The sequence below is a fragment of the Lysinibacillus sp. GW247-5R2A genome (assembly GCF_059424475.1).
The window spans coordinates 180,295-204,987 of sequence record NZ_JBWKZL010000004.1 but is presented as its reverse complement, the minus strand read 5'-3'; the positions used below and the strand labels follow the sequence as shown (position 1 = coordinate 204,987).

General features: G+C 38.9%; 27 protein-coding genes. 23 read left to right on the top strand and 4 right to left on the bottom strand.

Annotation, left to right across the window (positions count from 1 at the left end; genetic code table 11):
- The first annotated feature begins 8 nt into the window (after positions 1-8).
- The 5 genes from AC07YC_RS08565 to mtnN all read left to right on the top strand — a co-directional run bounded on the left by AC07YC_RS08565 (position 9) and on the right by mtnN (position 4,158).
- Positions 9-1,289 carry a peptidase U32 family protein gene (locus AC07YC_RS08565; protein WP_008180945.1) on the top strand — a complete coding sequence of 427 codons (1,281 nt, stop codon included), beginning with the start codon at positions 9-11 and terminating at the stop codon, positions 1,287-1,289.
- A complete protein-coding gene (gene udk, locus AC07YC_RS08560) occupies positions 1,289-1,927 on the top strand; it encodes a uridine kinase (RefSeq protein ID WP_008180943.1) in 639 nt (212 codons plus the stop codon). The genes AC07YC_RS08565 and udk overlap by 1 nt, the downstream gene beginning before the upstream one ends.
- A gap of 176 nt (positions 1,928-2,103) precedes the next feature.
- Positions 2,104-2,592 carry a transcription elongation factor GreA gene (gene greA / locus AC07YC_RS08555; RefSeq protein ID WP_008180941.1) on the top strand — a complete coding sequence of 163 codons (489 nt, stop codon included), beginning with the start codon at positions 2,104-2,106 and terminating at the stop codon, positions 2,590-2,592.
- A 154-nt stretch (positions 2,593-2,746) separates the two neighbouring features.
- The gene (locus AC07YC_RS08550) at positions 2,747-3,406 is read left to right on the top strand and encodes a YrrS family protein (RefSeq protein ID WP_336635786.1); all 660 of its coding nucleotides are present in this window, start codon (positions 2,747-2,749) and stop codon (positions 3,404-3,406) included.
- A gap of 59 nt (positions 3,407-3,465) precedes the next feature.
- The gene (gene mtnN / locus AC07YC_RS08545) at positions 3,466-4,158 is read left to right on the top strand and encodes a 5'-methylthioadenosine/S-adenosylhomocysteine nucleosidase (protein ID WP_036127262.1); all 693 of its coding nucleotides are present in this window, start codon (positions 3,466-3,468) and stop codon (positions 4,156-4,158) included.
- Between the two features lie 329 nt (positions 4,159-4,487).
- Here the strand turns inward: mtnN and sigK are convergent, their stop codons facing one another.
- A complete protein-coding gene (sigK, locus tag AC07YC_RS08540) occupies positions 4,488-5,195 on the bottom strand; it encodes an RNA polymerase sporulation sigma factor SigK (RefSeq protein WP_008180932.1) in 708 nt (235 codons plus the stop codon).
- Positions 5,196-5,281: 86 nt separating this feature from the next.
- Complete coding sequence (gene pssA / locus AC07YC_RS08535) at positions 5,282-5,782, bottom strand: CDP-diacylglycerol--serine O-phosphatidyltransferase (protein ID WP_008180930.1); 501 nt, start codon at positions 5,780-5,782, stop codon at positions 5,282-5,284.
- Between the two features lie 136 nt (positions 5,783-5,918).
- On the opposite strand from pssA, the gene AC07YC_RS08530 reads away from it, so the two are divergent.
- From AC07YC_RS08530 to AC07YC_RS08470, 13 genes are all read left to right on the top strand, one after another.
- The gene (locus AC07YC_RS08530) at positions 5,919-6,701 is read left to right on the top strand and encodes a phosphatidylserine decarboxylase (RefSeq protein WP_336635785.1); all 783 of its coding nucleotides are present in this window, start codon (positions 5,919-5,921) and stop codon (positions 6,699-6,701) included.
- Between the two features lie 36 nt (positions 6,702-6,737).
- Complete coding sequence (locus AC07YC_RS08525; RefSeq protein ID WP_036127255.1) at positions 6,738-7,259, top strand: YqeG family HAD IIIA-type phosphatase; 522 nt, start codon at positions 6,738-6,740, stop codon at positions 7,257-7,259.
- On the top strand, positions 7,256-8,359 hold the full coding sequence (yqeH, locus tag AC07YC_RS08520; protein WP_336635784.1) for a ribosome biogenesis GTPase YqeH: 1,104 nt from the start codon (positions 7,256-7,258) through the stop codon (positions 8,357-8,359). Before AC07YC_RS08525 ends, yqeH begins: the two co-directional genes overlap by 4 nt.
- A gap of 36 nt (positions 8,360-8,395) precedes the next feature.
- Positions 8,396-9,226, top strand: a complete 831-nt coding sequence (gene aroE / locus AC07YC_RS08515) for a shikimate dehydrogenase (protein ID WP_494919053.1) — start codon at positions 8,396-8,398, stop codon at positions 9,224-9,226.
- Between the two features lie 5 nt (positions 9,227-9,231).
- Positions 9,232-9,534 carry a ribosome assembly RNA-binding protein YhbY gene (yhbY, locus tag AC07YC_RS08510; RefSeq protein ID WP_144787388.1) on the top strand — a complete coding sequence of 101 codons (303 nt, stop codon included), beginning with the start codon at positions 9,232-9,234 and terminating at the stop codon, positions 9,532-9,534.
- Positions 9,535-9,543: 9 nt separating this feature from the next.
- Positions 9,544-10,134, top strand: a complete 591-nt coding sequence (locus AC07YC_RS08505) for a nicotinate-nucleotide adenylyltransferase (protein ID WP_427513967.1) — start codon at positions 9,544-9,546, stop codon at positions 10,132-10,134.
- Positions 10,103-10,675, top strand: coding sequence for a bis(5'-nucleosyl)-tetraphosphatase (symmetrical) YqeK (gene yqeK / locus AC07YC_RS08500; RefSeq protein WP_494919052.1), 573 nt, complete (start codon positions 10,103-10,105; stop codon positions 10,673-10,675). The genes AC07YC_RS08505 and yqeK overlap by 32 nt, the downstream gene beginning before the upstream one ends.
- Positions 10,672-11,016, top strand: a complete 345-nt coding sequence (rsfS, locus tag AC07YC_RS08495) for a ribosome silencing factor (protein WP_008180916.1) — start codon at positions 10,672-10,674, stop codon at positions 11,014-11,016. The genes yqeK and rsfS overlap by 4 nt, the downstream gene beginning before the upstream one ends.
- Complete coding sequence (locus AC07YC_RS08490) at positions 11,017-11,757, top strand: class I SAM-dependent DNA methyltransferase (RefSeq protein ID WP_494919051.1); 741 nt, start codon at positions 11,017-11,019, stop codon at positions 11,755-11,757. It abuts the gene before it with no gap.
- A 136-nt stretch (positions 11,758-11,893) separates the two neighbouring features.
- Positions 11,894-12,070: a hypothetical protein gene (locus AC07YC_RS08485; protein ID WP_494919050.1), complete on the top strand. Its 177-nt coding sequence runs from the start codon at positions 11,894-11,896 to the stop codon at positions 12,068-12,070.
- A gap of 111 nt (positions 12,071-12,181) precedes the next feature.
- Positions 12,182-12,817, top strand: coding sequence for a helix-hairpin-helix domain-containing protein (locus AC07YC_RS08480; RefSeq protein ID WP_494919049.1), 636 nt, complete (start codon positions 12,182-12,184; stop codon positions 12,815-12,817).
- 108 nt (positions 12,818-12,925) lie between these two features.
- Positions 12,926-13,495: a ComE operon protein 2 gene (locus AC07YC_RS08475; RefSeq protein WP_008180909.1), complete on the top strand. Its 570-nt coding sequence runs from the start codon at positions 12,926-12,928 to the stop codon at positions 13,493-13,495.
- Between the two features lie 176 nt (positions 13,496-13,671).
- Positions 13,672-15,786 carry a DNA internalization-related competence protein ComEC/Rec2 gene (locus AC07YC_RS08470; RefSeq protein WP_494919048.1) on the top strand — a complete coding sequence of 705 codons (2,115 nt, stop codon included), beginning with the start codon at positions 13,672-13,674 and terminating at the stop codon, positions 15,784-15,786.
- A gap of 32 nt (positions 15,787-15,818) precedes the next feature.
- Here the strand turns inward: AC07YC_RS08470 and AC07YC_RS08465 are convergent, their stop codons facing one another.
- Positions 15,819-15,956, bottom strand: coding sequence for a YqzM family protein (locus AC07YC_RS08465; protein ID WP_004226902.1), 138 nt, complete (start codon positions 15,954-15,956; stop codon positions 15,819-15,821).
- Positions 15,957-16,231: 275 nt separating this feature from the next.
- Here AC07YC_RS08465 and holA point away from each other — a divergent pair, with 275 nt between their 5' ends.
- On the top strand, positions 16,232-17,242 hold the full coding sequence (holA, locus tag AC07YC_RS08460; RefSeq protein WP_494919047.1) for a DNA polymerase III subunit delta: 1,011 nt from the start codon (positions 16,232-16,234) through the stop codon (positions 17,240-17,242).
- Between the two features lie 94 nt (positions 17,243-17,336).
- On the opposite strand, the gene rpsT is transcribed toward holA, so the two are convergent.
- The gene (rpsT, locus tag AC07YC_RS08455) at positions 17,337-17,585 is read right to left on the bottom strand and encodes a 30S ribosomal protein S20 (protein WP_008180898.1); all 249 of its coding nucleotides are present in this window, start codon (positions 17,583-17,585) and stop codon (positions 17,337-17,339) included.
- A gap of 163 nt (positions 17,586-17,748) precedes the next feature.
- On the opposite strand from rpsT, the gene gpr reads away from it, so the two are divergent.
- The 4 genes from gpr to lepA all read left to right on the top strand — a co-directional run bounded on the left by gpr (position 17,749) and on the right by lepA (position 24,074).
- Positions 17,749-18,765, top strand: a complete 1,017-nt coding sequence (gpr, locus tag AC07YC_RS08450; RefSeq protein WP_008180896.1) for a GPR endopeptidase — start codon at positions 17,749-17,751, stop codon at positions 18,763-18,765.
- Positions 18,766-18,850: 85 nt separating this feature from the next.
- On the top strand, positions 18,851-19,693 hold the full coding sequence (gene spoIIP, locus AC07YC_RS08445; RefSeq protein WP_225316126.1) for a stage II sporulation protein P: 843 nt from the start codon (positions 18,851-18,853) through the stop codon (positions 19,691-19,693).
- 413 nt (positions 19,694-20,106) lie between these two features.
- Complete coding sequence (locus tag AC07YC_RS08440) at positions 20,107-21,990, top strand: acyltransferase family protein (protein ID WP_494919046.1); 1,884 nt, start codon at positions 20,107-20,109, stop codon at positions 21,988-21,990.
- A gap of 257 nt (positions 21,991-22,247) precedes the next feature.
- A complete protein-coding gene (lepA, locus tag AC07YC_RS08435; RefSeq protein ID WP_025114334.1) occupies positions 22,248-24,074 on the top strand; it encodes a translation elongation factor 4 in 1,827 nt (608 codons plus the stop codon).
- The last annotated feature ends 619 nt before the right edge of the window (positions 24,075-24,693 follow it).

Genomic DNA, 24,693 nt, shown 5'->3' with positions numbered 1-24,693 from the left:
GCAATAACATGGCATTAGCGTTAGAACAAAATGACAAAATCCGTGACATTGTCGACGGTAAACGTGTCATTACAAAAAAACCAGAGCTACTTGCCCCAGCAGGTAGCTTAGAAAAATTAAAAGTAGCCGTGCATTATGGAGCGGATGCTGTATTTATTGGGGGACGAGAGTTTGGTCTACGTTCCAATGCAGATAATTTTTCTATAGATGAAATGCGTGAAGGGGTTGAGTTTGCTAATCAATATGGTGCGAAAATTTATGTAACGACAAATATATTTGCACATAATGAAAATATGGCAGGCTTGGAGCGATATTTAAAAGATATTGAGTCGGCAGGTGTGACAGGTATTATCGTTGCGGACCCACTAATTATCGAAACATGTCGTACAGCTGCTCCTAAACTTGAAATTCATCTTTCTACACAGCAGTCATTGTCCAACTGGAAGGCAGTGCAGTACTGGAAGGAAGAAGGCTTACATCGTGTTGTATTAGCACGTGAGGTAGGCGGAGAAGAAATGAAAATGATGAAGGAAAAAGTCGATATTGAAATCGAGGCCTTCGTTCATGGCGCCATGTGTATTGCTTATTCTGGCCGTTGCGTTCTATCTAACCATATGACTGCTCGTGACTCTAACCGTGGCGGTTGCTGCCAATCATGCCGTTGGGATTACGATTTATATGAATTAGAGGATGGGGAAGAAAAAGCACTGTTTGATGATAATCACGCATCCTTTGCTATGAGCCCGAAAGATTTAAAATTAATCGAAGCGATTCCACATATGATAGAGCTTGGTATCGATTCATTAAAAGTAGAAGGGCGTATGAAATCGATTCACTATGTGGCAACCGTTGTATCCGTATACCGCAAAGTTATCGATGCATACTGTGCTGATCCTGATAATTTTAAAATTAAACGTGAATGGCTAGAGGAGCTAGATAAATGTGCAAACCGTGATACGGCTGAAGCATTCTTCCATGATGCACCTGGCTCAGAGGAGCAAATGTTTGGTATTCATGGCCGAAAAACAACATATGAATTTGCTGGTTTAATTTTAGAACATGATCCAGAAACAAAAATGGTTACGATGCAGCAACGAAATTATTTTAAACCTGGTGACGAAGTAGAGTTCTTTGGCCCAGAAATCGAGAATTTCCGTCTGACAATGGGAGAAATTTGGGATGAAGATGGCAATAGCCTAGATGCAGCACGTCATCCATTACAAATAGTTAAATTTAAATGTGACACACCATTAATGCCGCATAACATGATGCGAAAGGAGAATAACTAATGGAAGTGAAGCGTCCTGTTGTTATCGGTATCGCTGGTGGCTCATGCTCAGGTAAAACGAGTGTGACGCGCGCCATCTATGATGTTTTCCGAGAGCATTCAGTTGTTGTTATTGAACAAGACTTTTATTATAAAGATCAAAGTCATTTAACATTTGAAGAGCGATTAGGAACAAACTACGATCATCCGTTAGCATTCGATAATGATTTATTAATACAGCACATCAAGAAACTTTTAGTGCGGCAGCCAATCGAGAAGCCAGTTTACGATTATGTGCAGCATACTAGAGCAGCAGAAGTGATTCATGTTGAGCCAGTAGATGTTATTATTCTAGAAGGAATTCTCGTGTTAGAAGATGCTGATTTGCGTGATTTAATGGATATTAAATTATTTGTAGATACCGATTCTGATTTACGAATTATTCGTCGTATTATGCGTGATATTAAAGAACGTGGACGTACAACAGATTCCGTTATCGATCAATACTTATCAGCGGTTCGACCCATGCATAATTTATTTATTGAACCTACAAAACGTTATGCTGATATCATTATTCCTGAAGGTGGGGATAATGAGGTAGCGATTGATTTAATGGTAACGAAAATTAAAACTATTCTTGAAACCGACAACGTATTGTAATAAGATAGAGTGGTATTGACAATATTTACATGCATATTAAAAAAAAGCATGCATACTATTAGGTCAAAGCGTAATTTGAAAAACGTTTAAAAATAATAAAATTCGATTAAATGCACCTACCAAGCATTTAGTCGAGTTTTATGTTTTTATATTGATGAAACAAGGAGTGAAGGACTTTGGCAAATGAAAAACAGTACCCTATGACAGCTGAGGGAAAACGTAAATTAGAAGAAGAATTAGTGAAATTAGAAACTGAAACACGTAAAGAAATCGTTGAACGTATAAAAATAGCACGTGATTTTGGTGATCTTTCTGAGAATGCTGAGTATGATTCAGCAAAAGAGGAACAAGCCTTTTTAGAAGGTCGTATTTCAACTTTAAAATCAATGATTCGCAATGCAGTGATTATTTCTGAGGATGAAACAGATAACAGTGTGGTATCACTGGGGAAAACGGTTACATTTGTAGAAATTATTAATGGTAAACCATCAACTGATGAAGAATCTTATACAATTGTAGGCTCGGCTGAAGCAGACCCAATGGAGTTCCGTATTTCAAACGAATCACCAATTGCGAAGGGCTTACTTGGCCGCGCTGAGGGTGAAGAAGTAGCTGTCCAAACACCTGGTGGCGAAATGAAAGTTAAGATTGTTTCAATTAAATAATGTGTAAGTGGACAAGCAGCTGGTCTTTCTAATTCAGGGAGGCTAGCTGCTTTTATATTTCAGGCTGAAATGCCACGAAATAAATTAATGAGTATAATTGTTTTGCAAGTGCTGTCGAACTTGATAGAATATTTGCTAGAGAGGGGGAGGAAATATGAGTGAACGACAAACTCGTAGTAGTCGTCATTTGCAGCCATCTCGTAATAAAAAGCTAGATAAACTATTGAATGTTTTAATTGGTGTAGTAGTTGTACTAATTATTATCACAGCAACTTATGTGTTTAAATGGCAAGATGATGCAGAACAAACAGTGAAAGATGAACCGGCTCAAGAGGAAAAAGACGACAACAAAGAAGTGGATAAAGAGCCTGTGAAAGAGGATGAAAAGGATCTGGCTGTAGAAGAAGATCCAGCTTCAGAGGAAGAGGATGGATCGCAACCTGAAGAAAATCAGCAGGAGCAAGGTGTGCCAGAAGAATCAACTTCAGACAATCCAAACGTAGAGAAAGTTATCACAAATAAAAATTGGCAGCCAACACCTACTACTCAAACGGGACAGCATGTGTCTTCCTACGATTCTTCATCCGTAGACTGGTCTGAAAAAGTAGCAACTGTTACAGGTGTAACCGGTATTAATCAAGATAATATGATTATTTGGCGTATGCAAAATAATGGTGGTGCTAATTCTTCAATTGCCACAGTTTCAACAAAAGATAAGACACAGATGTACCGAGTCAGTATGGAATGGGTGGATAATGAAGGATGGTTGCCTGTAAAGCTTGAGCAGCTAAATACATTAGAAGGCGCCTATTGACGAAAATCACTCTTTTGATTATTTTTAATAGAGTTGATAAAGAAGGGAAGTAACATTACATGAAAATTGCAGTAATTGGGGCAATGGAACAGGAAGTAGAATTACTACGAGCATCTTTAAGCAATGCACAAAGTACAACGATAGCAGGTAGTGAATATACAACAGGAACATATGAAGGCAAGGAAGTCGTGTTATTAAAAAGTGGTATTGGTAAAGTCAATGCGGCTATGTCCACTACCATTCTTTTGCATGAGTTTAAGCCCGATGTTGTGATTAATACAGGCTCTGCAGGTGGTTACGACGAAGCCCTTGAGGTGGGAGCTGTAGTCATTTCAGATGAAGTCCGTCACCATGATGTGGATGTCACAATTTTTGGTTATGAAATTGGACAAATGGCTGGTATGCCAGCAGCTTATAAATCAGATGAACGATTAATGAAAGTAGCTGAGGAAGCTGTTAAGGCAGTTGGAGAGCATCAATACGGTATTGGTCTAATTTGCTCTGGGGATGCATTTATGAATGATCCTGTGCGTGTAGAAGCAGTTCGTCATCATTTCCCTCAAATGAAAGCGGTGGAAATGGAAGCGGCTGCCGTTGCACAAGTTTGTTATCAATTTGCTACACCTTTTGTAGTAATTCGTGCTTTATCAGATATTGCAGGTAAAGAGTCAAACATTAGCTTTGATGAGTTTTTACCCGTTGCTGCAAAACACTCGACACAAGTTGTCTTACAAGCGATCGCCTCATTATAATACACAAAACGGTCAAAATGTGTTGTTTCTCATGTGAGAAAAATCACAGTGATTAAATAGTATAAATGCTACACTAGCTGTAATAAATCTCTTCATATTAGAATGGGAGGCATTCATGATGCTATTATTAACAGTAGGTGTAGTGATTATCACTACTTTAATAGGTACATTGATTACGGCAGAACTATCAGAATCAGCACATTCATAAAATGTAAAAAGTTCCTTTGCGACATAGCAATGTCGCAAAGGGCTTTTTTTTTACGCCATAAAATCGGCACATTCTCCGCCAAAGATACATTGAATTTTCCTAGTGAACATTTTACAATATATTACTCAATTGACTTTTGGTCTCGTTTGTATAATTGATAGAGTTTAATGAGTGCCCGTTTTTCAATCCGAGATACATAACTTCGAGAAATATTTAAGCGAGCTGCAATCTCCTTTTGCGTGAGGGCATCTTGTTGATTTAATCCATAGCGAAGTGTCACAATTTCTAGTTCTCGTTCATCAAGCATATGCAAGTAATGATATAGCTGTGCCACATGCTCTTTATGTTCGATTTTCTCGGTTGCACTTTCTTCATCACATTGGAGTAAGTCTCGAATTTGAAGGGCATTGCCATCTTTATCTGTTCCGATTGGCTCAAATAAAGAGACGTCCTTCTGCACTTTTTTCTGTGTGCGTAGATGCATCAAAATTTCATTTTCAATACATCGAGCTGCATATGTGGCAAGTCTTGTTTTTTTGTCCGGGGTATAGCTTTCTACTGCTTTCATTAGCCCGATCGTCCCGATGGAAATATAATCATCAAGTTGTTCATGTTTTGGATGGAATTTTTTTACGACGTGCGCGACGAGCCTCATATTGCGTTCTATTAGGTCCAAGCGTGCTTGCTCGTCGCCACCTAAAAATCGTTCAATACAAGCAGCTTCCTCTTCTTTTGAAAAGGGTTTATGGAATGTTTGCCCCTTTAAATAGCCAAGTAACGCTGGGATCTCAAGCCATAACTGCAACATTGATGTAAAAATTCCGCTCATTGAATGATTTCATCCTTTCCCCATTTTTCGACAGTATATGTTTCAAAGCTGTGGGAAATGAAAAAAGTGCAACAGCAATTGTGCTGTTACACTTTTTTTAACGTAAATGTACTAATCATGAGGAAAGCTAAAATTGGAAAAAGGAAAAGATAAAAGGCCGGATGGAACGTAGTCGCTACAAAATACGTTAAAGTTAAGAACGTACCAGCAGCTGTAATAGGTAAACCTGTGAAATAGCCATTTGCTTCACTAATATTAAAGCGGGCTAATCGCATCGCACCACAAACGATAAACAGGACGGCCATCATCATGCCGACAAAACCAAAATCAACTAGAACAACTTCGTACATTAATAATGCAGGCGCCACGCCAAATGATATAATATCACTCATAGAATCTAATTGTTTACCTAACTCAGACACTTGTCCGAGTGCTCTAGCTACCTTGCCATCATAGCGATCAAGTAGAGCTGCAATAAAGATAAACAAGACACTATAGCTATAGTATTCATGTAAAGTGGCCATAATAGCCGCGCCTCCAAAGGACATATTACTAATTGTAATGAAGTTAGCTGCGTGCGATTTCATTTTCTTAACCGTGGTATCCACCAACTTGTGATAAAAAAACAAGGGGGATCACTCCTTTGCACTTAAGATATTGTACCATTATACTTCGAATGCGAAAAAATTGACAGTCTAAATTAATGGATAGGGGTTTTTACTAATGAAAGAAAAACTATATCAACGCTTGATAGAACTAACGAATGGTAAGCAATCCTCCAACCTTTTGCAAGTTATTGCGAAAGCTAAGTGGAGTAAACGTATAATTCCAAGCTACATGAAGTTATACGATATAAACCTTGAAGAAGTTTCAAAAAAACAACAACAATTTGCAAGTTTACATGATTTTTTTACAAGAGAGCTTTTAGAAGAAGCACGACCGATTGAAAAAAATCCGATGGTGTATGTAAGCCCTGTAGATGCCAAGGTAGAATCCTTTGGAAGGATTGAATGGGATATGACTTTCCTTGTAAAGGGTAAGCCATATGCACTTGAGGATTTACTTGGTCATTCGGAGCGAGCAGCCAACTATGTAGACGGCCATTTTATTGTCTTTTATTTAAGTCCTGCTGATTATCACCGTATTCACAGCCCGATTGATGGGGAAGTACTAAGACAGTATACGCTTGGTCAGAAATCTTATCCTGTGAATCAAATCGGTCTTACATACGGTAAAAAGCCAATTTCCCACAATTACCGTTTAGTGACAGAGTTGAAAACTGCACATAATCAGCAAGTAGCGTTTATAAAAGTGGGTGCGACCTTCGTGAATTCCATTGTGCTCACAAATAGAACAATACACTGGTATAAAGGGCAGGAAGTCGGTTATTTCTCATTTGGTTCAACAGTTGTGATGCTGTTTGAAAAGGATTCGATTGAGTTTACGGAAAATGTTGTTCAGGGCAACCCAATTCGAATGGGTGAAGCCTTTGCAAATATGCTATAATGGTCGAATAATACGTTAAGATTAGGGGTCGCTATTTTGTATAATTTTTTATTACCAAACGAATTTGTGACGAATATTTTCGAAATTACACCTGAAAAACTACAAGAGTTAGGTATTAGAGGGATCATTACAGATTTAGATAATACCCTTGTGGAATGGGATCGTGAGGATGCAACAGAGGAACTGATTATCTGGCTGCGCATCATGAAGGAATCCGGTATTCGTGTTATTATTGCGTCTAATAACAATGAGGCACGTGTTAAACGCTTCGCAGAGCCTTTAGGTATTCCATATATTCATAAGGCAAAAAAGCCTTTGCGAAATGCTTTTTATAATGCCCTTATTCAATTAGGCTTGCGTCCTAATGAAGTAGTCATGGTAGGCGATCAGCTTCTTACAGATGTAATGGGTGCGAATCGCTTAGGCTTGCATACAGTGCTAGTAAAACCTGTTGCACAGTCTGATGGCCTTGTAACAAAACTGAATCGATTCATTGAACGTCGAGTGTTTAATGATTTAAAACGAAAAGGAATTATAACTTGGGAGGAACAAGAATGATTGAAATGCCAAATTGTATTGGCTGTGGTACAACAATTCAAACAGAAGATAAAACAGCAGTTGGGTATGCACCCCCATCATCACTAGAAAAGGATGCGGTCATTTGCCAACGTTGCTTCCGTTTGAAAAATTACAATGAAATTCAACCAGTGTCATTAACTGATGACGACTTTTTACGCATTTTAAATGGCCTTGGTACACAGCAAGGCTTAATCGTAAAAATTGTTGATATTTTTGATTTTAATGGGAGCTGGCTACCTGGCCTACACCGTTTTGTAGGGAAGAATCCTGTGCTTTTGATTGCGAATAAAGCTGATTTATTACCGAAATCGGTTAAACCGAAAAAAGTTATCAATTGGTTAAAACGAGAAGCGAAAGCGTTAGGACTTCAGCCTGTTGATGTGCTGTTAGTAAGTGCCCATAAAGGTAAGGGTATGGCCGAAGCAATGGAAGCCATTGATGAATACCGACAAGGGCAAAATGTTTATGTTGTGGGCTGTACTAATGTAGGGAAATCCACATTCATTAACCGCATTATTAAACAGGCAACTGGAGAGGGTGAGGTTATTACTACATCCCATTTCCCAGGTACTACATTAGATATGATTGAAATTCCATTGGATGATGGAAGTGCATTATATGATACGCCTGGTATTATTAATCACCATCAAATGGCCCATCATATTGATTCAAGTGAATTAAAATACATTATGCCAAAAAAAGAAATCAAGCCGAAAGTCTACCAACAAAATGCGGGACAATCCTTATTTATTGGGGCATTGGCGCGATTTGATTTTATTCAAGGAGACCGTTCTGCCTTTACCATCCATGTGGCAAATGATTTACCGATTCACCGAACAAAGCTTGAGAAGGCAGATTTGCTGTATGCAGAACATAAGGGAGAACTTTTGGCACCACCGACTGCAGAGTTTATTGACCAACTTCCACCTTTAGTTCGCCATGAGTTTTCCATCAAAGAAGCTAAAACAGATGTTGTATTTTCTGGGCTAGGTTGGATTACTGTACAGCATGCAAATGTCGTAGTAGCAGCATACGCGCCTAAAGGTGTACAAGTTTCAATACGTCCATCACTTATATAGAAGATGAAGGATGAAGGAGAGAAGAGGGACTAGGAAATGAAGAAGTGGTTTGCAGTTATTGGTGATCCGATCGAACATTCAAAATCACCAGCCATGCACAATGCTTGGTTTGAGGAAATGTCCATAGATGCGACATATATTCCAATACATGTATCTTCTGAGCAATTAGAGTCAGCAGTTGCTGGCTTGAAAACTTTAGGGACAAGTGGCTGGAATGTAACAATTCCTCATAAAACAGCAATCATTCCCTATTTAGATGAGCTAGATGAGTTGGCGCAAAAAATGGGAGCAGTGAATACAGTTGTACGAACAACAGATGGAAAGCTGAAAGGCTTTAATACAGATGGTGTCGGCTTTGTGCGTTCACTAGAAGAAGCGGTAGGTTCATCTCATAAAGACAAGCCTGTATTACTTGTTGGTGCAGGTGGCGCTGCCCGAGGTATAGCATTTGCTATGCAGCAGCAAGGCTATAATGATTTGACCATTACCAATCGTACTGTAGCGAATGCCCAAGCTATTGTGGATGAAATGGGTATTGGCCATGCCATTTCATTAAAGGAAGCGGAAGAAACATTGGCTGATTTCAGCATCATTGTGCAAATGACTTCGGCAGGTCTTGCTACGGGCAATTTTTCAATGCCATTTTCCTTAAATCGTCTTGAGAAAGGAGCAATTGTTGCGGATATTGTGTATAATCCATTAATGACGCCTTTTTTACAAGCGGCTGAAGAAAAAGGGGCAACAATTGTGACAGGTTTAGGGATGTTTGTGCATCAAGGAGCCATATCTTTTGAGCACTGGTTAGGCAACTATCCAAATACAAATTCAATGATTGCGCAGCTAAAGGCGCAATTAGGAGGAAACTAATTTTTATGTTAACAGGTAAACAAAAACGTTTTTTACGTGCAGAAGCACACCATTTATCACCAATTTTCCAAGTGGGAAAAGGCGGCGTAAATGATGAAATGACTAAGCAAATTCGTGAGGCTTTAGAAGTACGTGAGCTAATTAAAGTGCGTATTTTAGATAATTGTGAAGAGGATAAACATGAAGTGGCAGAAGCACTTGCCAAAGGTGCACATGCAGAGCTTGTCCAATTAATCGGCCTTACAGTTGTTTTATATAAAGAATCACGCAATCAAAAAAAGATTGCATTACCAAAAGCAACGAAATAAGGTGAGACGATGAAAAGGGTCGGTTTACTAGGAGGTACGTTTAATCCTCCACATATGGGGCATTTATTAATGGCAAATGAGGTATTTCATGCGTTGCAACTCGATGAAATACGCTTTATGCCGAATGCCATACCGCCACATAAGCATGCACGGTATGATGCCAGTAATGTGGAGCGACTTGAAATGGTGGAGCGTGCAATTCGCCCATTTCCTTATTTTTCGGTAGAGTCGTATGAGGTAGACAAGGGTGGCGTATCCTATTCCTATGAGACACTTTCGGCATTATGTAGAAAGGAACCTTCTGTAAAATTCTACTTTATTATCGGTGGCGACATGATTGATTCGCTACATACATGGCATTGTATAGATGACTTAGTAGAGCTTGTCCAATTTGTTGGTGTCAAGCGTCCAGGAACGGCCGCCATTACAGAGTACCCTATATGCATGGTGGAGGTGCCTCAAATCGATTTATCGTCCACGCTGATTCGTCAACGCCTCGCGACTGGAGGAACGGTGACCCTTTTACTACCAGAAGCGGTAGAGTCGTTCATACGAGAGGAAGGTCTTTATGGAACGCGAACAGTATTTAGCGGCGATTAAGCCCAGAATGCCGGAAAAACGTTATATTCATACAATCGGTGTTATGGAAACGGCCATCGATCTTGCACGAAAGTACGGCGAGGATGTGAAAAAGGCTGAGACAGCTGCCATCCTTCATGATATTGCTAAATATGCAGAAATAGAGTGGATGGAGCAAATCGTCCGAACAGAAAAGTTAGATGAACGTCTCATTGGCTGGGGCAGTGAACTACTTCATGGCCCAGTTGGTGCATATATTGCAGAAAGTGAATTTGGCATCAAAGATGATGAGCTGTTGAATGCTATTCGTTTCCATACGACAGGACGACCTAATATGAGTCGTCTAGAAAAAATTATTTTTGTCGCAGATATGATTGAACCCAATCGCCAATTTGATGGTGTGGATCGTCTGCGCAAAAAGGCGCAAAAAAATTTGGATAAGGCCATGAGTGCATGTGTCCGTCATACATTGGCATTTTTAATCGACACAAAGCAGCCTATTTATCCGTTATCAATAGAATGTTATAACGATATGATGAACAGAGAGGATAGTGAAGGATGACTTCAACTTTATTACAAGCAGCTTACAAAGCGATCGACGACAAACATGGTGAGGATATTGTCGTTTTAAATATGCAAGGAATTTCTCTTTTAGCAGATTACTTTATTATTGCCCATGGTAACTCAGATCGTCAGGTGCAAGCAATTGCACGCGAATTACAGGATGTAGCCGAAAAAGATGGCTATGAAATTCGCCGTGTCGAAGGATTTGATGGAGCTCGTTGGGTTCTAGTAGACCTAGGAGATGTAGTAGCACACGTATTCCATAAAGATGAGCGTGCTTATTATAATTTAGAGCGTCTATGGGGCGATGCACCACAATTAGACATGCCAGAGGCCTAAGTGAGTAGTTACGAACGCTTCGCCCATGTCTATGATGAGCTACAAACTGATATACCTTACAATCTTTATGTAGATTGGGTTGTACAGCATGCACAGATCGGCCAATACAAAAAGCTATTGGATATTGGTTGTGGAACGGGTGTGCTTAGCTTGTTATTTGCACAGGCTGGCTACAAAGTCAGCGGCGTTGATTTATCAGAAGAAATGCTTTCCATTGCGACTGAACGTTTTACTGATGCAGGTTACGAGGCTCCGTTTTATTGTATGTCCATGGACGAACTCGATGGCTTTGAGGAAGTAGATGTGGTCACAATTGCCATTGATTCTTTGAATTATGTTGTAGAGGAGCAAGCAGTCTATACGACATTAGAACGGATCTATCAAGCATTGCGAGATGGGGGCCAGCTATTTTTTGATGTCCATTCACTATTTAAAATGACGGAAATCTTTTTAGAGGGTCCATTTACGTATGACGATGGAGACATTAGTTATGTATGGCATACTGAGCCCGGAGACTTTGAGCATTCCATTATCCATCAAATGACCTTTTATGTGCGTGATGCTACAAGTGATTTATATGAACGCTTCGACGAGGAACATATTCAACGCACGTTTTCTATCGAACAATATATGACTTGGCTTCGCGACATCGGCTTTAGTGATGTGGAAGTAACAGCAGATTTTACAGACAAAGCACCCGAATATGAAAGCGAACGCATTTTCATCCGTGCGGTAAAATAAATATGGGAAAATACCCACACTGCCGATTGGTAGTGTGGATTTTTTTTGTAGAGCTGGTGGAGCGAGCATAGAGGGTGATGGATAGAATGGCGAGAGTGATGGATAGAGCATTGAGAGTGACGGATAAAGCAGCAAGGTGAAGGATAAAGCGAAAGCGATGGATAAAGTAATCAAAGTGACGGATAGAATGGCGAGAGTGACGGATAAAACAGCGAAAGTGACGGATAAAACAGCGAAAGTGACGGATAGAACCGCAAAAGTGGCGGATAGATCAACAAGCATGACGGATGGAACTACAAAAATAACCAATTGAGCGATCAAATGAGAGCTTTTCGTTCCTGCTTTCAGGTTTGCATTTCAGGTTTGTTAGTGTATGATGAGGGTACCTCCATATGATGACCTTTTGCATTGAAAGGATGGTACTATGTTGCAATCTTTATGGCAAAAGTACAAAAAAGGTATGCTAATCCCTGGCGTACTAGTAATCAGTGGACTATTTTTTTACTTCTATTTTTCGAGTTCTGACTCTTCACTTCCCCAAGAAGAGCTCATCGAAACCATCCAACCTATTGAAGAAATAAATCAAGTGGTATCTACTGTGGAGGAGGCGGTCCAGCAGCAGATATTTGTTGATATAAAGGGTGCTGTTATGTATCCGGGCGTTTATGAGCTTCAGCCAGATAATCGTATTATCGATGCCATTCAGCTTGCAGGTGGTTATATTGAAAATGCGGATACGCAGCTTGTTAATCATGCGCAAAAAGTTCAGGACGAAATGGTCATTTATATTCCCATCAAGGGTGAGCATCTTGAAGATGCAACTATAAATCTGCTCATTTCACCTATAGAGAGCGAGAATAAGGATCAAAAAATTAATATCAATATCGCTGATACGGAGACTCTTGCCACATTACCAGGAATTGGCCCGTCAAAAGCTCAAAGTATTCTTAGTTATCGGGAGGAGAACGGACGCTTTCAAACTATTGATGACTTAAGAAATGTTAGTGGTATTGGTGAGAAAACATTTGAGAAATTAAAGGATTCTATTACAGTTAAATAAAGCTAATAGCATATGACATATTGACGCCCCTTTTCCAAAAGGGCTACACTATAGTAGAAAAGCAACAAGATCGAAAAACTTGTAAGGCAAAATTTTGGAGGTAGTCATATGGAGCGAATTACTTGGGATCAATTTTTTATGGCACAAAGCCATTTACTCGCATTGCGTAGTACATGTACAAGACTAGCGGTAGGAGCGACTGTTGTCCGCGATAAGAGGATTATAGCAGGGGGATATAATGGGTCCATTACGGGTGATGAGCATTGTATCGAAAAAGGCTGCTATGTGGTGGACAACCATTGTGTGCGTACGGTGCATGCTGAAATGAATGCGTTGCTACAGTGTGCTAAATACGGCACACCAACAAAAGGTGCAGATTTATATGTGACTCATTTCCCATGTCTCCCTTGTACAAAATCTATTATTCAAGCAGGCATTGAGCGTGTTTGTTATGCAACTGATTATAAAAATAATCCATATGCTCAGGAATTATTTGAAAAAGCAGGTGTGACAGTCGTCCACGTACCATTTGATGAACGGAAAATCGATTTTTTACGAGATGAAAAACTAGCCTTGTATACAGAGATGCTTCATGAGCTTCGCGAGAACGGATTGCCAGCAGAAAAATTGCTTCCGTATGAACAGAAGGTGAGCGCACTATTTGGTATAAAGCTTTAAAGCATAAATGGATTTATATAGCTCTCGCTGTACTTGTCGCTTCCTTAGCAGCTCACAAGTCGGCATGGCTACTCGTATTAGTACTTCTTTTAGCCCTGTGGCTCATCATAAAGGGTGAGTCACGTTTCTTAGTGATCATTGTGTTAATAGGTGGCTTATTATCGCATATTTTTTTTGTGACAATTCAATTAACAGCACCTTCCCCAATGCCCTCCTCTTTCCCTTTAACTTGGTCAAACGACTATAAAATAAGTGGCCAAAAGCTCCGTGGATTTGCTACAACTACAAATGGTCAAAAGTTATATGTAGTATATACATTTTCCTCAGAACAAGAAAAAGTTAATTATGAACATACATCTATAGCAGGAATGACGTATCTTGCGAAAGGTGAGCTTGTGACTCCTTCTCCATCAGCCCATGATTACGCCTTCTCCATGTCAACTTATTTAACGAGTAAGGGAGCAACTGGTATCGTTGAAGTCACTAGTTGGACCTTTATGGAGAAGCGCAGTTCCCCCACCCTATTTCTCGCTAAACTGAGACAACAGATGAAAAGGCATATAGAAATGACATTTCCCCAAACACTAGTAGCGGAGGCTCAAGCCCTACTCATTGGAGAGCAGGATCATATGGATGATGAGCTACAACGAGCCTATCAAAAGCTAGGAATCACTCATTTATTTGCAATCTCTGGTTTACATGTAGCACTGGTGTCATGGTTATTTTTTGAAGGCTTACTACGCCTTCGTATTCGTAAAGAGATGGCGACTGTGGCCTTGCTCATTTTACTACCAATCTACGGGGTCATTGCAGGGGGTGCCCCGTCTGTATGGCGAGCCGTTTCAGTGGTAGAATTAATGATGTTGCTCCGTTATTTGAAATGGACGCTGTCAATTGATGATGCACTTGCTATTAGCTTTATAGGGTTTGTTTTACTTGAACCGGGAATAATCTTTCAAATTGGTTTCCAACTGTCCTATTTAGCAGCGGCTAGTCTTGTTTATTCGAGTTTTATTTTTAAACAGACTGGCAATTGGATATCCCGTTCTTTTTTCGTCACATTCGTCTGTCAGCTACTCGTCTATCCTTTATTACTTCATCATTTTTATGAACTTTCCATTTCCTCGTTTTTTGTCAATATTATTTTCGTTCCATTGTTTTCCTTCGTTATTTTACCTTTTAATATTGTAGCGTTAGTTCTTACGTATATTTCCTTACCATTAGCAAACCTTTTATTTGCAGGCTACGAGCCCCTGCGAAATGGGCTAACGAATGTCATTTTTTCAATACAAGCACTGCCTTTTCAATTATGGTCACCCGGTAAACCATCCATCTGGCTTTTTTGTTTAGCGATGCTAAGCGTTCTCGCGTGTTTCTATTTCTTAGAAACAAAACGTTTTGGGCATGCGATTGTTGTTTTAGTCATCCCAGCGATCTGGATTCATTTTTATCCAATGCTTTATAGTGACACAAAGATAACGTTTTTAAATGTAGGGCAGGGTGATTGCGTTGTGATTGAATTGCCATTTAGGGAGGCTGTATATGTCATTGATGCTGGTGGCCTTTTACGCTTTGAACAAGAGCAATGGAAGAAGCCAAATAAAGTTTACGAGGTGGGGAAACAAGTGGTAGTCCCATTTCTGAAAGGGAAGGGAATACGAACCATTGATATTTTTATTGTTTCGCATGCAGACGCTGATCATGTGGAAGGAGCCGAGGAAATTTTACAAGAGATTGGGATGAAAGAAATTCACGTTACACCTGGTTCGTTGGGACAGCCTATTATGAGGGATTTGTTAAGGGAAGCCCAAAAGCAAAACGTTCCTATAAAAGAAAAGATGAAGGGCACTTCATGGCAGAAAGGCGAGACTAGCTTTTCTTATTTATGGCCTCAAGATACCTATTACGAAGGTAATGATGACTCCCTTGTTTTATACATGCGTCAGAAGGCGTTTACAGCGTTATTTACAGGTGATTTAGAGAAATATGGCGAACAACAGCTAATGATGCATTATGGACCTCTAATAGCTAATATAACCCTTTTGAAGGCTGGTCATCATGGCAGTAAAACATCTAGTATCGAATCATTTGTAGAGCTCGTACAACCTCAATTCACCGTTTTCAGTGCGGGGCTTCAAAATCGTTATGGTCATCCACATGAAGAGGTAGTTGAGCGATTTGTCAATCGTAATTTAGCTACCTGGACAACGGGGGTGGATGGCACAATCGAAGTACGTATTCGGGGGAATCGTTTGACAGTTACATCACAAGAAAAAGACCTTGTCCAATGATCAAGGTCTTTTTCCTTCGTATTTAAGTCTGATTACTGTGATACGAACTCTACTATTGTGGCGATAATAAACATTAGTGTGAAAACGCCAAATGATACACCGAAACCAACACCAGAATCGATTGCATCGTTACGTCGACATTGTATGTTTTTTCCTTCAAATGGATTCATTGTTATCCCTCCAATTCTGTTATTTATTATAAGACAACATGTACATAAAAGCTATATCGAAAAGGAGAATTCCCTGTCTGGCAAGGAATCGACACAATTCGGTCAAACTCACTACAGGACACCTAAGATAGCTTGGTGATTGCTCGATAGAAATGTAATCTTGGATTGGCTTACCAAATGAAAGGCATATAAGTATGGCATCTATCAAGGCTGTAGCCTGCTCAAGGCAGATAAAATCATGTATACTTATAGTATTGCTAGATGGAGGGAAAATTATGATTTCAACGGTTTGGAAAACAATAAAAAAAGGTGAGCTGGCACCAGTATATCTACTAGTTGGTGAAGAAAGCTATTTTATAGATGAAACCATTAAGCGTATAAAAGAAGCGATGGGACCAGAAGATGAGCTGGAAATGACCACTTTTGATTTAGATGAAGTGCCTGTTGATGCAGTTATGGATGAAGCGGATACCATTCCCTTTTTTTCTGAGCAAAAGCTCATTATTGCCAAAAATGCTTCGTTTTTAAAGGCAACAGAAAAAGGAAAAGAAAAGATTGACCATGATGTGAAACGACTGGAGGCATGGTTGTCCAACCCTTCTGATTTTTCCGTAACCGTTTTTATTGCTCCATATGAAAAGTTAGATGAGCGTAAAAAAGTGACAAAAATGATGAAAGAGCATGCATTACTGGTGGAAGCAGAAACACCTAAAGAACAGGATTTAGCTGTTTGGATTCAAAGTAATGTTAAGGCACAGGGCAATAGCATCACACAGGATGCGATCGAGCTTCTTGTGACGATGGTTGGGGCGAACATGCTTCAATTACAAATGGAAATAGACAAGCTTACCCTTTATCTTGGTGAAGGCGGAGAAATTACGGTATCGCTAGTGGAGGATTTAGTAGCAAAAACATTGGAGCAGGACGCCTTTAAAATGCTCAACGCCTATTTGGCTAATGATTCGGTCAGCGCTTTGTCGATTTATCATGATTTATTGCGACAAAAGCAAGAGCCGATTATGCTTGTTGGACTACTGGCATCTAATGTTCGCACGATGTCGAATGTTTTTTATTTATTGAAAAAAGGGTACCATCCGCAGCAAATCGCCAAAAATTTAAAAATACATCCGTATCGTGTCAAATTAATGACGGAGCAACGTAATCGTCCGTCAGAAGAAAGTTTACTGAGAGCCTTATATCAACTAGCGGAGGTAGATTTACAGTTGAAATCAACAGGTGGTAATCGCGAACGATATTTGGAGCTCTTTTTACTTCGTCAACTTTAATACAAAAGCTGTCCAATAGCGGACAGCTTTTATATTTTCTATAAAAATTAAAAAGACCAGCTACTCTTAATAGAGTATCTGATCCTTTAAACAATTACGCTTTTTTAGCAAGGCGAGACTTTTTACGAGCCGCCGCGTTTTTGTGGATAAGTCCTTTTGAAGCTGCTTTATCTAATGATTTGAAAGCTGCTTGTAAAAGTTCTTGTTTGTTTTCAGCATTGTCAGCAACAGCGTTTTCAGCTTTTTTCACTGTAGTACGCATAGCAGATTTAGCTTGAGAATTAGCAATGTTAGCTTTTTCGTTAACTTTTACGCGTTTAATCGCAGATTTAATGTTTGGCATATATTTCACCTCCTAAATTAGGTACGAGATGATATCTTCTCATTGATTTCTTGTGTCAATACAACAAAAATCATTTTAACAAACGCTTGGCTAAATTGCAATAGATAAATGCAAAGAATATTTACTTGACAGTTTGAACAAACTACTGCTTGAGGTGATTTGTATGCAAAATTTTAACTGGTATCGGACAGATTTAATCGATGAATCTGAAGAGGTAGTTGTCCATCAAACGAAGGAGCAAAAAGAAAAGCTTAAACAATCGAGTGGCGTTCAAATTGAAGACCGAACAGCCGGTCGAGTGAAAATTACGGATGTGCTAGTGGATGGTGAAGGGGAGAAGCAAATTGGCAAAAAAGAAGGCCAATATATTACCCTTTCTGTTCCGACACTGACATTAGAAGATCAGGACGGATTTGTACAGCTGGAGCAAGAATTGCTAGAGAATTTTAAAAAATTACATGAATCGCTCTCCTGGCAAGAGGACGATAAAATTTTAATTATTGGTTTGGGTAATCGCACGATTACACCTGATGCGATTGGTCCGTATCTAATTGATCATTTGCATAGTTTAGATGTGATTGATGATAAATTTGTTATGTATGCCCCAGGTGTCACTGGACAAACGGGCTATGAAACGGGAGAGTTTGTAGCCGCAATTGCTGAGCGATTAAAGCCAAAATTAGTCATTGTCGTTGATGCGCTTGCGACAAGAGCTAGTAATCGACTTTGCAAAACCATTCAATTAACGAATACTGGTATACATCCAGGGTCAGGTGTAGGGAATCAAAGGCAAGAAATCTCCTATGAAATGCTTGGCATTCCTGTAACAGCCATTGGTATACCGACAGTGGTAGATGCGCCTGTTTTAATTGCTGATGCGGTAGAAGTGATGCTGCGATCAATAGCGGCTCGCGTAGCTGAACGTAGTAATCCTTCATCGAAGCTATCATTATCCTCATGGCAGCCGAATATCGACAAGGAGCTAGATATGTCATTGGTAGAACCTATTTTCGGGGAATGGGCAACATGGACGAGAGAGGAACGTCAGCAATTGTTTGAAGAAACCTTTGCTGCCTCACATAGACAATTGATGGTAACGCCTAAAGAAGCGGATTACTGGATTGATCGTTACGCAAATTTAGTCGCTTCAATGCTAATGAACTGGGCCAGTGACTTATAAAAATTAGCTACCATTATGCATAAATCAGGAAAAATTTTTACGTTCTAAATGACACCCCCCCTCCATACGATATGGGGAGGAGGGTGTGACTTTGCTAAAAAAACTACAATGGTCATTTGGTATATTATTGTTCTTTTTCGTATTACCTGTCATTGCTGGGCAACTTCCGTTCAACAAGCAAGCATCGACTCCGATTAAACAACCTGAAGATAAACAAGTCGTGTTTGCCGCTACTAATTTAGAAGAACAGAATGTACTTGAACAAACGAAAGAGCCCGAACCAGATTTAGATCCGTTTAAGGTGTTAGTATTATTTACGCATACTCATGAAGCATACGAACCGATGGTGAAAGCTGTGAGTGGTAAGGTAGCGACTTCTCATGAAACGGTCAACATTATGAGCTTGAAGGATAAGATTGTGAATCATTTTAATGTCAATGGTTTAAAGACGGATATTCTTGATGTAGATACTATGAAGGAATTACAAGCACAGGGGAAGGGCTATCATCAATCCTATGATGTAATAAGACCTTTTCTTAGTAAACATTTAGAAACCAATAATTATGATTTAATACTAGATTTACATCGTGATTCCTTAAAACATGATCTTACAACGATCTCCTATAATGGGGAAAACTACGCGAAAATCGCTATCGTCGTTGGGGCAGAGCATGCTAATTACCGCTGGAACACAGCTTATGCAGAAAGTTTATCTTCCACATTGAATGCCATCGTTCCGAAAATATCAAAAGGTGTTATTTCCAAAAGTGGAGATGGTGTCGATGGGAGATATAATCAAGATTTAGCTAAGCAAATGATGATTATTGAAATCGGTGGGATTGGCAATACAGAAGAAGAGGTAAATCGCACGATTGCAGTCATCGGGAAAGCCATATCAAAGGCATTTGTTAATGATTCAAAAAAATAAACATAGTAATCAAAAAGTGAGTCTCCTATAGGCTCGCTTTTTGATATTTTATTATAATAAAAATTTCCAGAAAAAAATCTAATTATTGGGCTTTCCATTGCTCAATTCTTGCCTTATAATTTTCAAGTTGGCTCACGATTTTATAATGAATGAAGGCATATGCTAACAGGGTGAAAGAGCTTTTGTAGTATCTACCATTTATGGAAATGACTTTTTAGAAATACATATGTAGAGAATGAATTTTATAAGAGACTAGAAAAGTAATGACATTCAATATTTCTCTAAAACTTTTATCGTTTCTCAAACGTCAAACATATAAGTGAACAAACTAATCATTTGAGAGGGGATGGTTTTAATCAAGGTTTCACATTACTTGACAATGGGTTTTATAGATTATTGAAGGAAGGAATAGTATGTCAGGCAAGTCATTAAATCATCGTTACATTCCTGGACTAGACGGGATTCGAGCATTAGCTGTATTAGCAGTTATTGCTTATCATTTTAACTTCAGTTGGGCTAGAGGTGGCTTTTTAGGAGTTGATATCTTTTTTGTACTATCAGGCTATTTAATCACCTCTACCATGTTACCTTTAAAGGGCAACCAATTAACAGTCAGTCTAAAGAAATTTTGGATTGGACGATTTAGACGGTTACTACCGGCTGCCTACGTTATGATTATTACATCATTTGTTTGGGCCATGCTCTTTCATAAAGAGCTCCTTCATACATTACGTGGAGATGCACTGTCTTCTATTTTCTATTCAAGTAATTGGTGGTTCATCTTTCATAAACTTTCTTATTTTGATAGTTTCGGTTCTCCATCACCCTTAAAGAATTTATGGTCATTAGCTATTGAAGAACAATTTTATGTAATTTGGCCATTGCTTTTAATGATAGGACTGTATGTTGTAAAAAAACAAAGTAAACTAGCAAAGGTTGTTTTTATTGGAGCTATTTGCTCGGCCCTATTAATGGCGATACTTTACCAGCCAGGTGCTGATCCGAGTCGTGTATATTATGGAACGGACACACGCTGTTTTGAATTATTAATTGGCTGTTGGTTAGCGCTTATTTGGCCAATGAAAAGACTATCATCACAAAAATTATCAACTAGCCATATGAAGAAATTAAATAGTATTAGCTTTATTTCGTTTACTATTTTTCTTGTCAGCATTATGTATGTGGATGAATTTCAAACGTTCCTTTATAGAGGCGGAATGTTCCTATTTTGCTTGAATGCAGCCGTATTAATTGCTTGTGTTTGTCACCCAGTTAGTATTTTAGGAAGAATACTTGCGTGGAAACCACTATGTTGGATTGGCTCACGATCCTACGGTATTTATCTTTGGCACTACCCCGTCATGGTATTAGGCACACCTATTCATGAAATTGGAAACCCCTCCTATTGGCGAATTGCACTTCAGCTAGTACTCATCGTGACGATTGCAGAATGCTCCTATCGCTTTATTGAAATGCCGATTCGTAAAGAAGGGTTCTGGGCCTATTATCGGAAATATTTCGTATTCAATAAAAAGAAATGGGGAAGCCTCACATTTTCAAGAAAAGTATCTACTGTCATGGTTCCACTTTTCCTTCTTGTATTTTTCACAGGGATTACAGGGGTCGTGGGAGAAGGCCAGCAAAGTTCAAAGGATTCGTATCCAACTGCCATTAAAATTAATGGTAATGAACCTACTGCTAATCCAATAAAAGAAACGGACAAAACGACTGACAATCCTTCACCTAGTAAGGAAGAAGTAGTTGAGGTTCCAGATATAGAAACACCAAAGCCAGAAGAAAATGAAACAAATGTTGTGCCTGAGAAAGAGGATGCTTATCAAAACATACTAGCAATTGGTGATTCTGTTATGATCGATATAGCAACGAGCTTACATAAGGTTTTTCCGAACATTACAATTGATGGGAAGATAGGTCGTCAAGTTTCACAAGCTGTCAAGCTAGCACCAAATTATGCGAGTTTTAATCAATCTAATAATGCGATAATCATCCAATTAGGGACAAATGGCTATTTTACGAATGACCAAATAGATACACTTCTTGCTGCATTTGCTCATGCAGATATTTATTTAGTAAATACACGTGTGCCTCGTTCATGGGAAGGGAAAGTGAATGCGTCTTTACTCCAAAAGTCAGAGGAACATGAAAATATTACACTCATTGACTGGCATGCGGCAGCCCTTAATCATCCAGAGTACTTCGCTCCAGATGGTGTTCATTTAGAGAAAAAGGGTGTAGAAGTTTTAACAAATCTTATTCAACAATCCATCAACAAATAAATGAATAAAAAAGTCAGTATATACAGCTTTTGTCTGTGTAGCTGACTTTTTTTATTTCGTAGAATATAATATTTTTTTCAATCAATTCTTATTAAGGAGTCTAATCCCACTGTATTTATATACTTAAAAATATGAAATTTAATTGCGGTAGCGAACATTGAAAGTATTGATATTATAGGCTTTCTAGTCTAGTTGCTGTTGTACTTTGAGTAGCGTTCATAGTATAATTCATTATAGTTTAATTAGGAGTGGAAAAGATGAACCGAGAAGCACGTTTAAAACGACAAGAGAATATACGAAATTTCTCTATTATTGCACATATTGACCACGGGAAATCAACGCTTGCAGACCGTCTTTTAGAGCAAACAAAATCATTAACATCCCGTGAAATGAAAGCACAGCTCCTCGACTCAATGGATTTAGAGCGTGAGCGAGGCATTACGATTAAATTAAATGCAGTTCAATTAAAGTACGAAGCAAAAAACGGTGAAGTATATACATTTCATTTAATCGATACACCAGGACATGTCGATTTCACATATGAGGTTTCCCGTAGTTTAGCTGCTTGTGAGGGCGCCATTTTAGTAGTGGATGCTGCACAAGGTATTGAAGCGCAAACACTGGCAAATGTTTATTTAGCTCTTGATAATGATCTAGAAATTTTACCTGTTATTAATAAAATTGATTTACCAGCAGCAGATCCTGAACGCGTACGTCAAGAAGTGGAGGATGTCATCGGGTTAGATGCATCAGAAGCAGTATTAGCTTCTGCTAAGGCAGGAATTGGGATTGAGGATATTTTAGAGCAAATCGTTGAAAAGGTACCAGCACCAACAGGTGATCCAGATGCACCTCTACAAGCCTTAATCTTTGACTCAATTTATGATGCCTATAAAGGCGTTATCATCTCCATTCGTGTTATCAACGGGACTGTCAAGCCTGGAGATAAAATCCGCATGATGGCAACAGGAGCGGAATTCGAAGTCATTGAAGTTGGGGTACATACACCAAAAGTTGTGCCACAATCTGAATTAACGGTTGGGGATGTAGGCTATTTAACAGCATCTATTAAAAATGTAGGGGACACACGAGTAGGGGATACAGTAACCTATGCAAACCGTCCAGCTACTGAGCCACTAGCAGGGTACCGTCGCTTAAATCCAATGGTATACTGTGGTTTATACCCAATCGATACAGCCAAATACAATGATTTACGTGAAGCCTTAGAAAAATTAGAGTTAAATGACTCGGCTCTACAGTATGAGCCTGAGACATCTCAAGCACTTGGTTTTGGTTTCCGTTGTGGATTCTTAGGATTACTACATATGGAGATTATTCAGGAGCGAATTGAGCGTGAATTTAATATTGACCTAATTACAACTGCGCCTTCGGTAATTTACGAAGTCCATATGACAGATGGCTCTTCCATCAAAGTAGATAATCCTTCCTTTATGCCAGATCCACAAAAAATTGATCGTGTAGAGGAGCCATATGTAAAAGCAACAATTATGGTGCCAAATGATTATGTAGGAGCGGTCATGGAGCTATGTCAAATGAAACGTGGTAACTTCATGACAATGGATTATATCGATACAACTCGTGTAAGTATTATTTATGAAATGCCTCTATCAGAAATCGTGTATGATTTCTTCGATTATTTGAAATCAAATACAAAAGGCTATGCATCATTTGACTACGAATTAATCGGTTACCAGCAATCAAAATTAGTGAAAATGGATATTTTATTGAATGGTGAGCAAGTCGATGCACTAAGCTTTATCGTACACCGTGATTTTGCCTATGATCGTGGTAAAATTATCGTTGAAAAATTAAAAGAATTAATCCCACGTCAACAATTTGAAGTCCCAATTCAAGCAGCAGTTGGCCAAAAAATTGTGGCACGTTCAACAATTAAAGCGATCCGTAAAAACGTTTTAGCAAAATGTTACGGTGGGGATATCTCACGTAAACGCAAGCTTCTTGATAAACAAAAAGAAGGTAAAAAACGTATGAAACAAGTAGGTTCAGTCGAAGTCCCACAAGAGGCATTCATGGCTGTACTGAAGATGGATGATACGAAGTAATATTGGTTTAACAGCATTGAATAAAACGAGTGTTTTTTTATCAGTAAAGTGGGTCTACCACTAGTAATTTTTATAAAGCGTGAGCGAATGAGTCAAAGAGTATGTAGCACCCTTGACCATTTTCTCTCTGAGGTGGACATAGCGATCTTCTGTTACTGCAGTTCGACTATGTCCTAATCTTTTTTCTACTGTTAAACAGATGTACCGTTTTGGATTAAGCTGTTGCTTACATGTGTGTGGCGTAAGGAATGAAAGTTAAAACTAATATTTATCTTTTCGCTTATTTTACTAGTATTATATTTAATGACATTTGGCGTACAATGTTCGCCGTTTTCTTTTTTACATACATAATCATGTTTTACAAGTAAACGCAGCATTAGCTAGCGTTATTTTTTATATCTAAACCACTAACATTTTTGAAAAACTTATTAACATTCCTCAATATTTTATTTTTATAGATATGCATATAGTTAAAGTGGGGAAATAAGTTTTAGATATTTATTGTTGACGGATCGCCGTGTGCGATGAAAGTCGCCTGCTCGGTGAAGGCTCGTTATAAAACCGAGATAAAATGGTATAAGACGAGAATAGCGAACCATCAACACCGAATGTAACAATA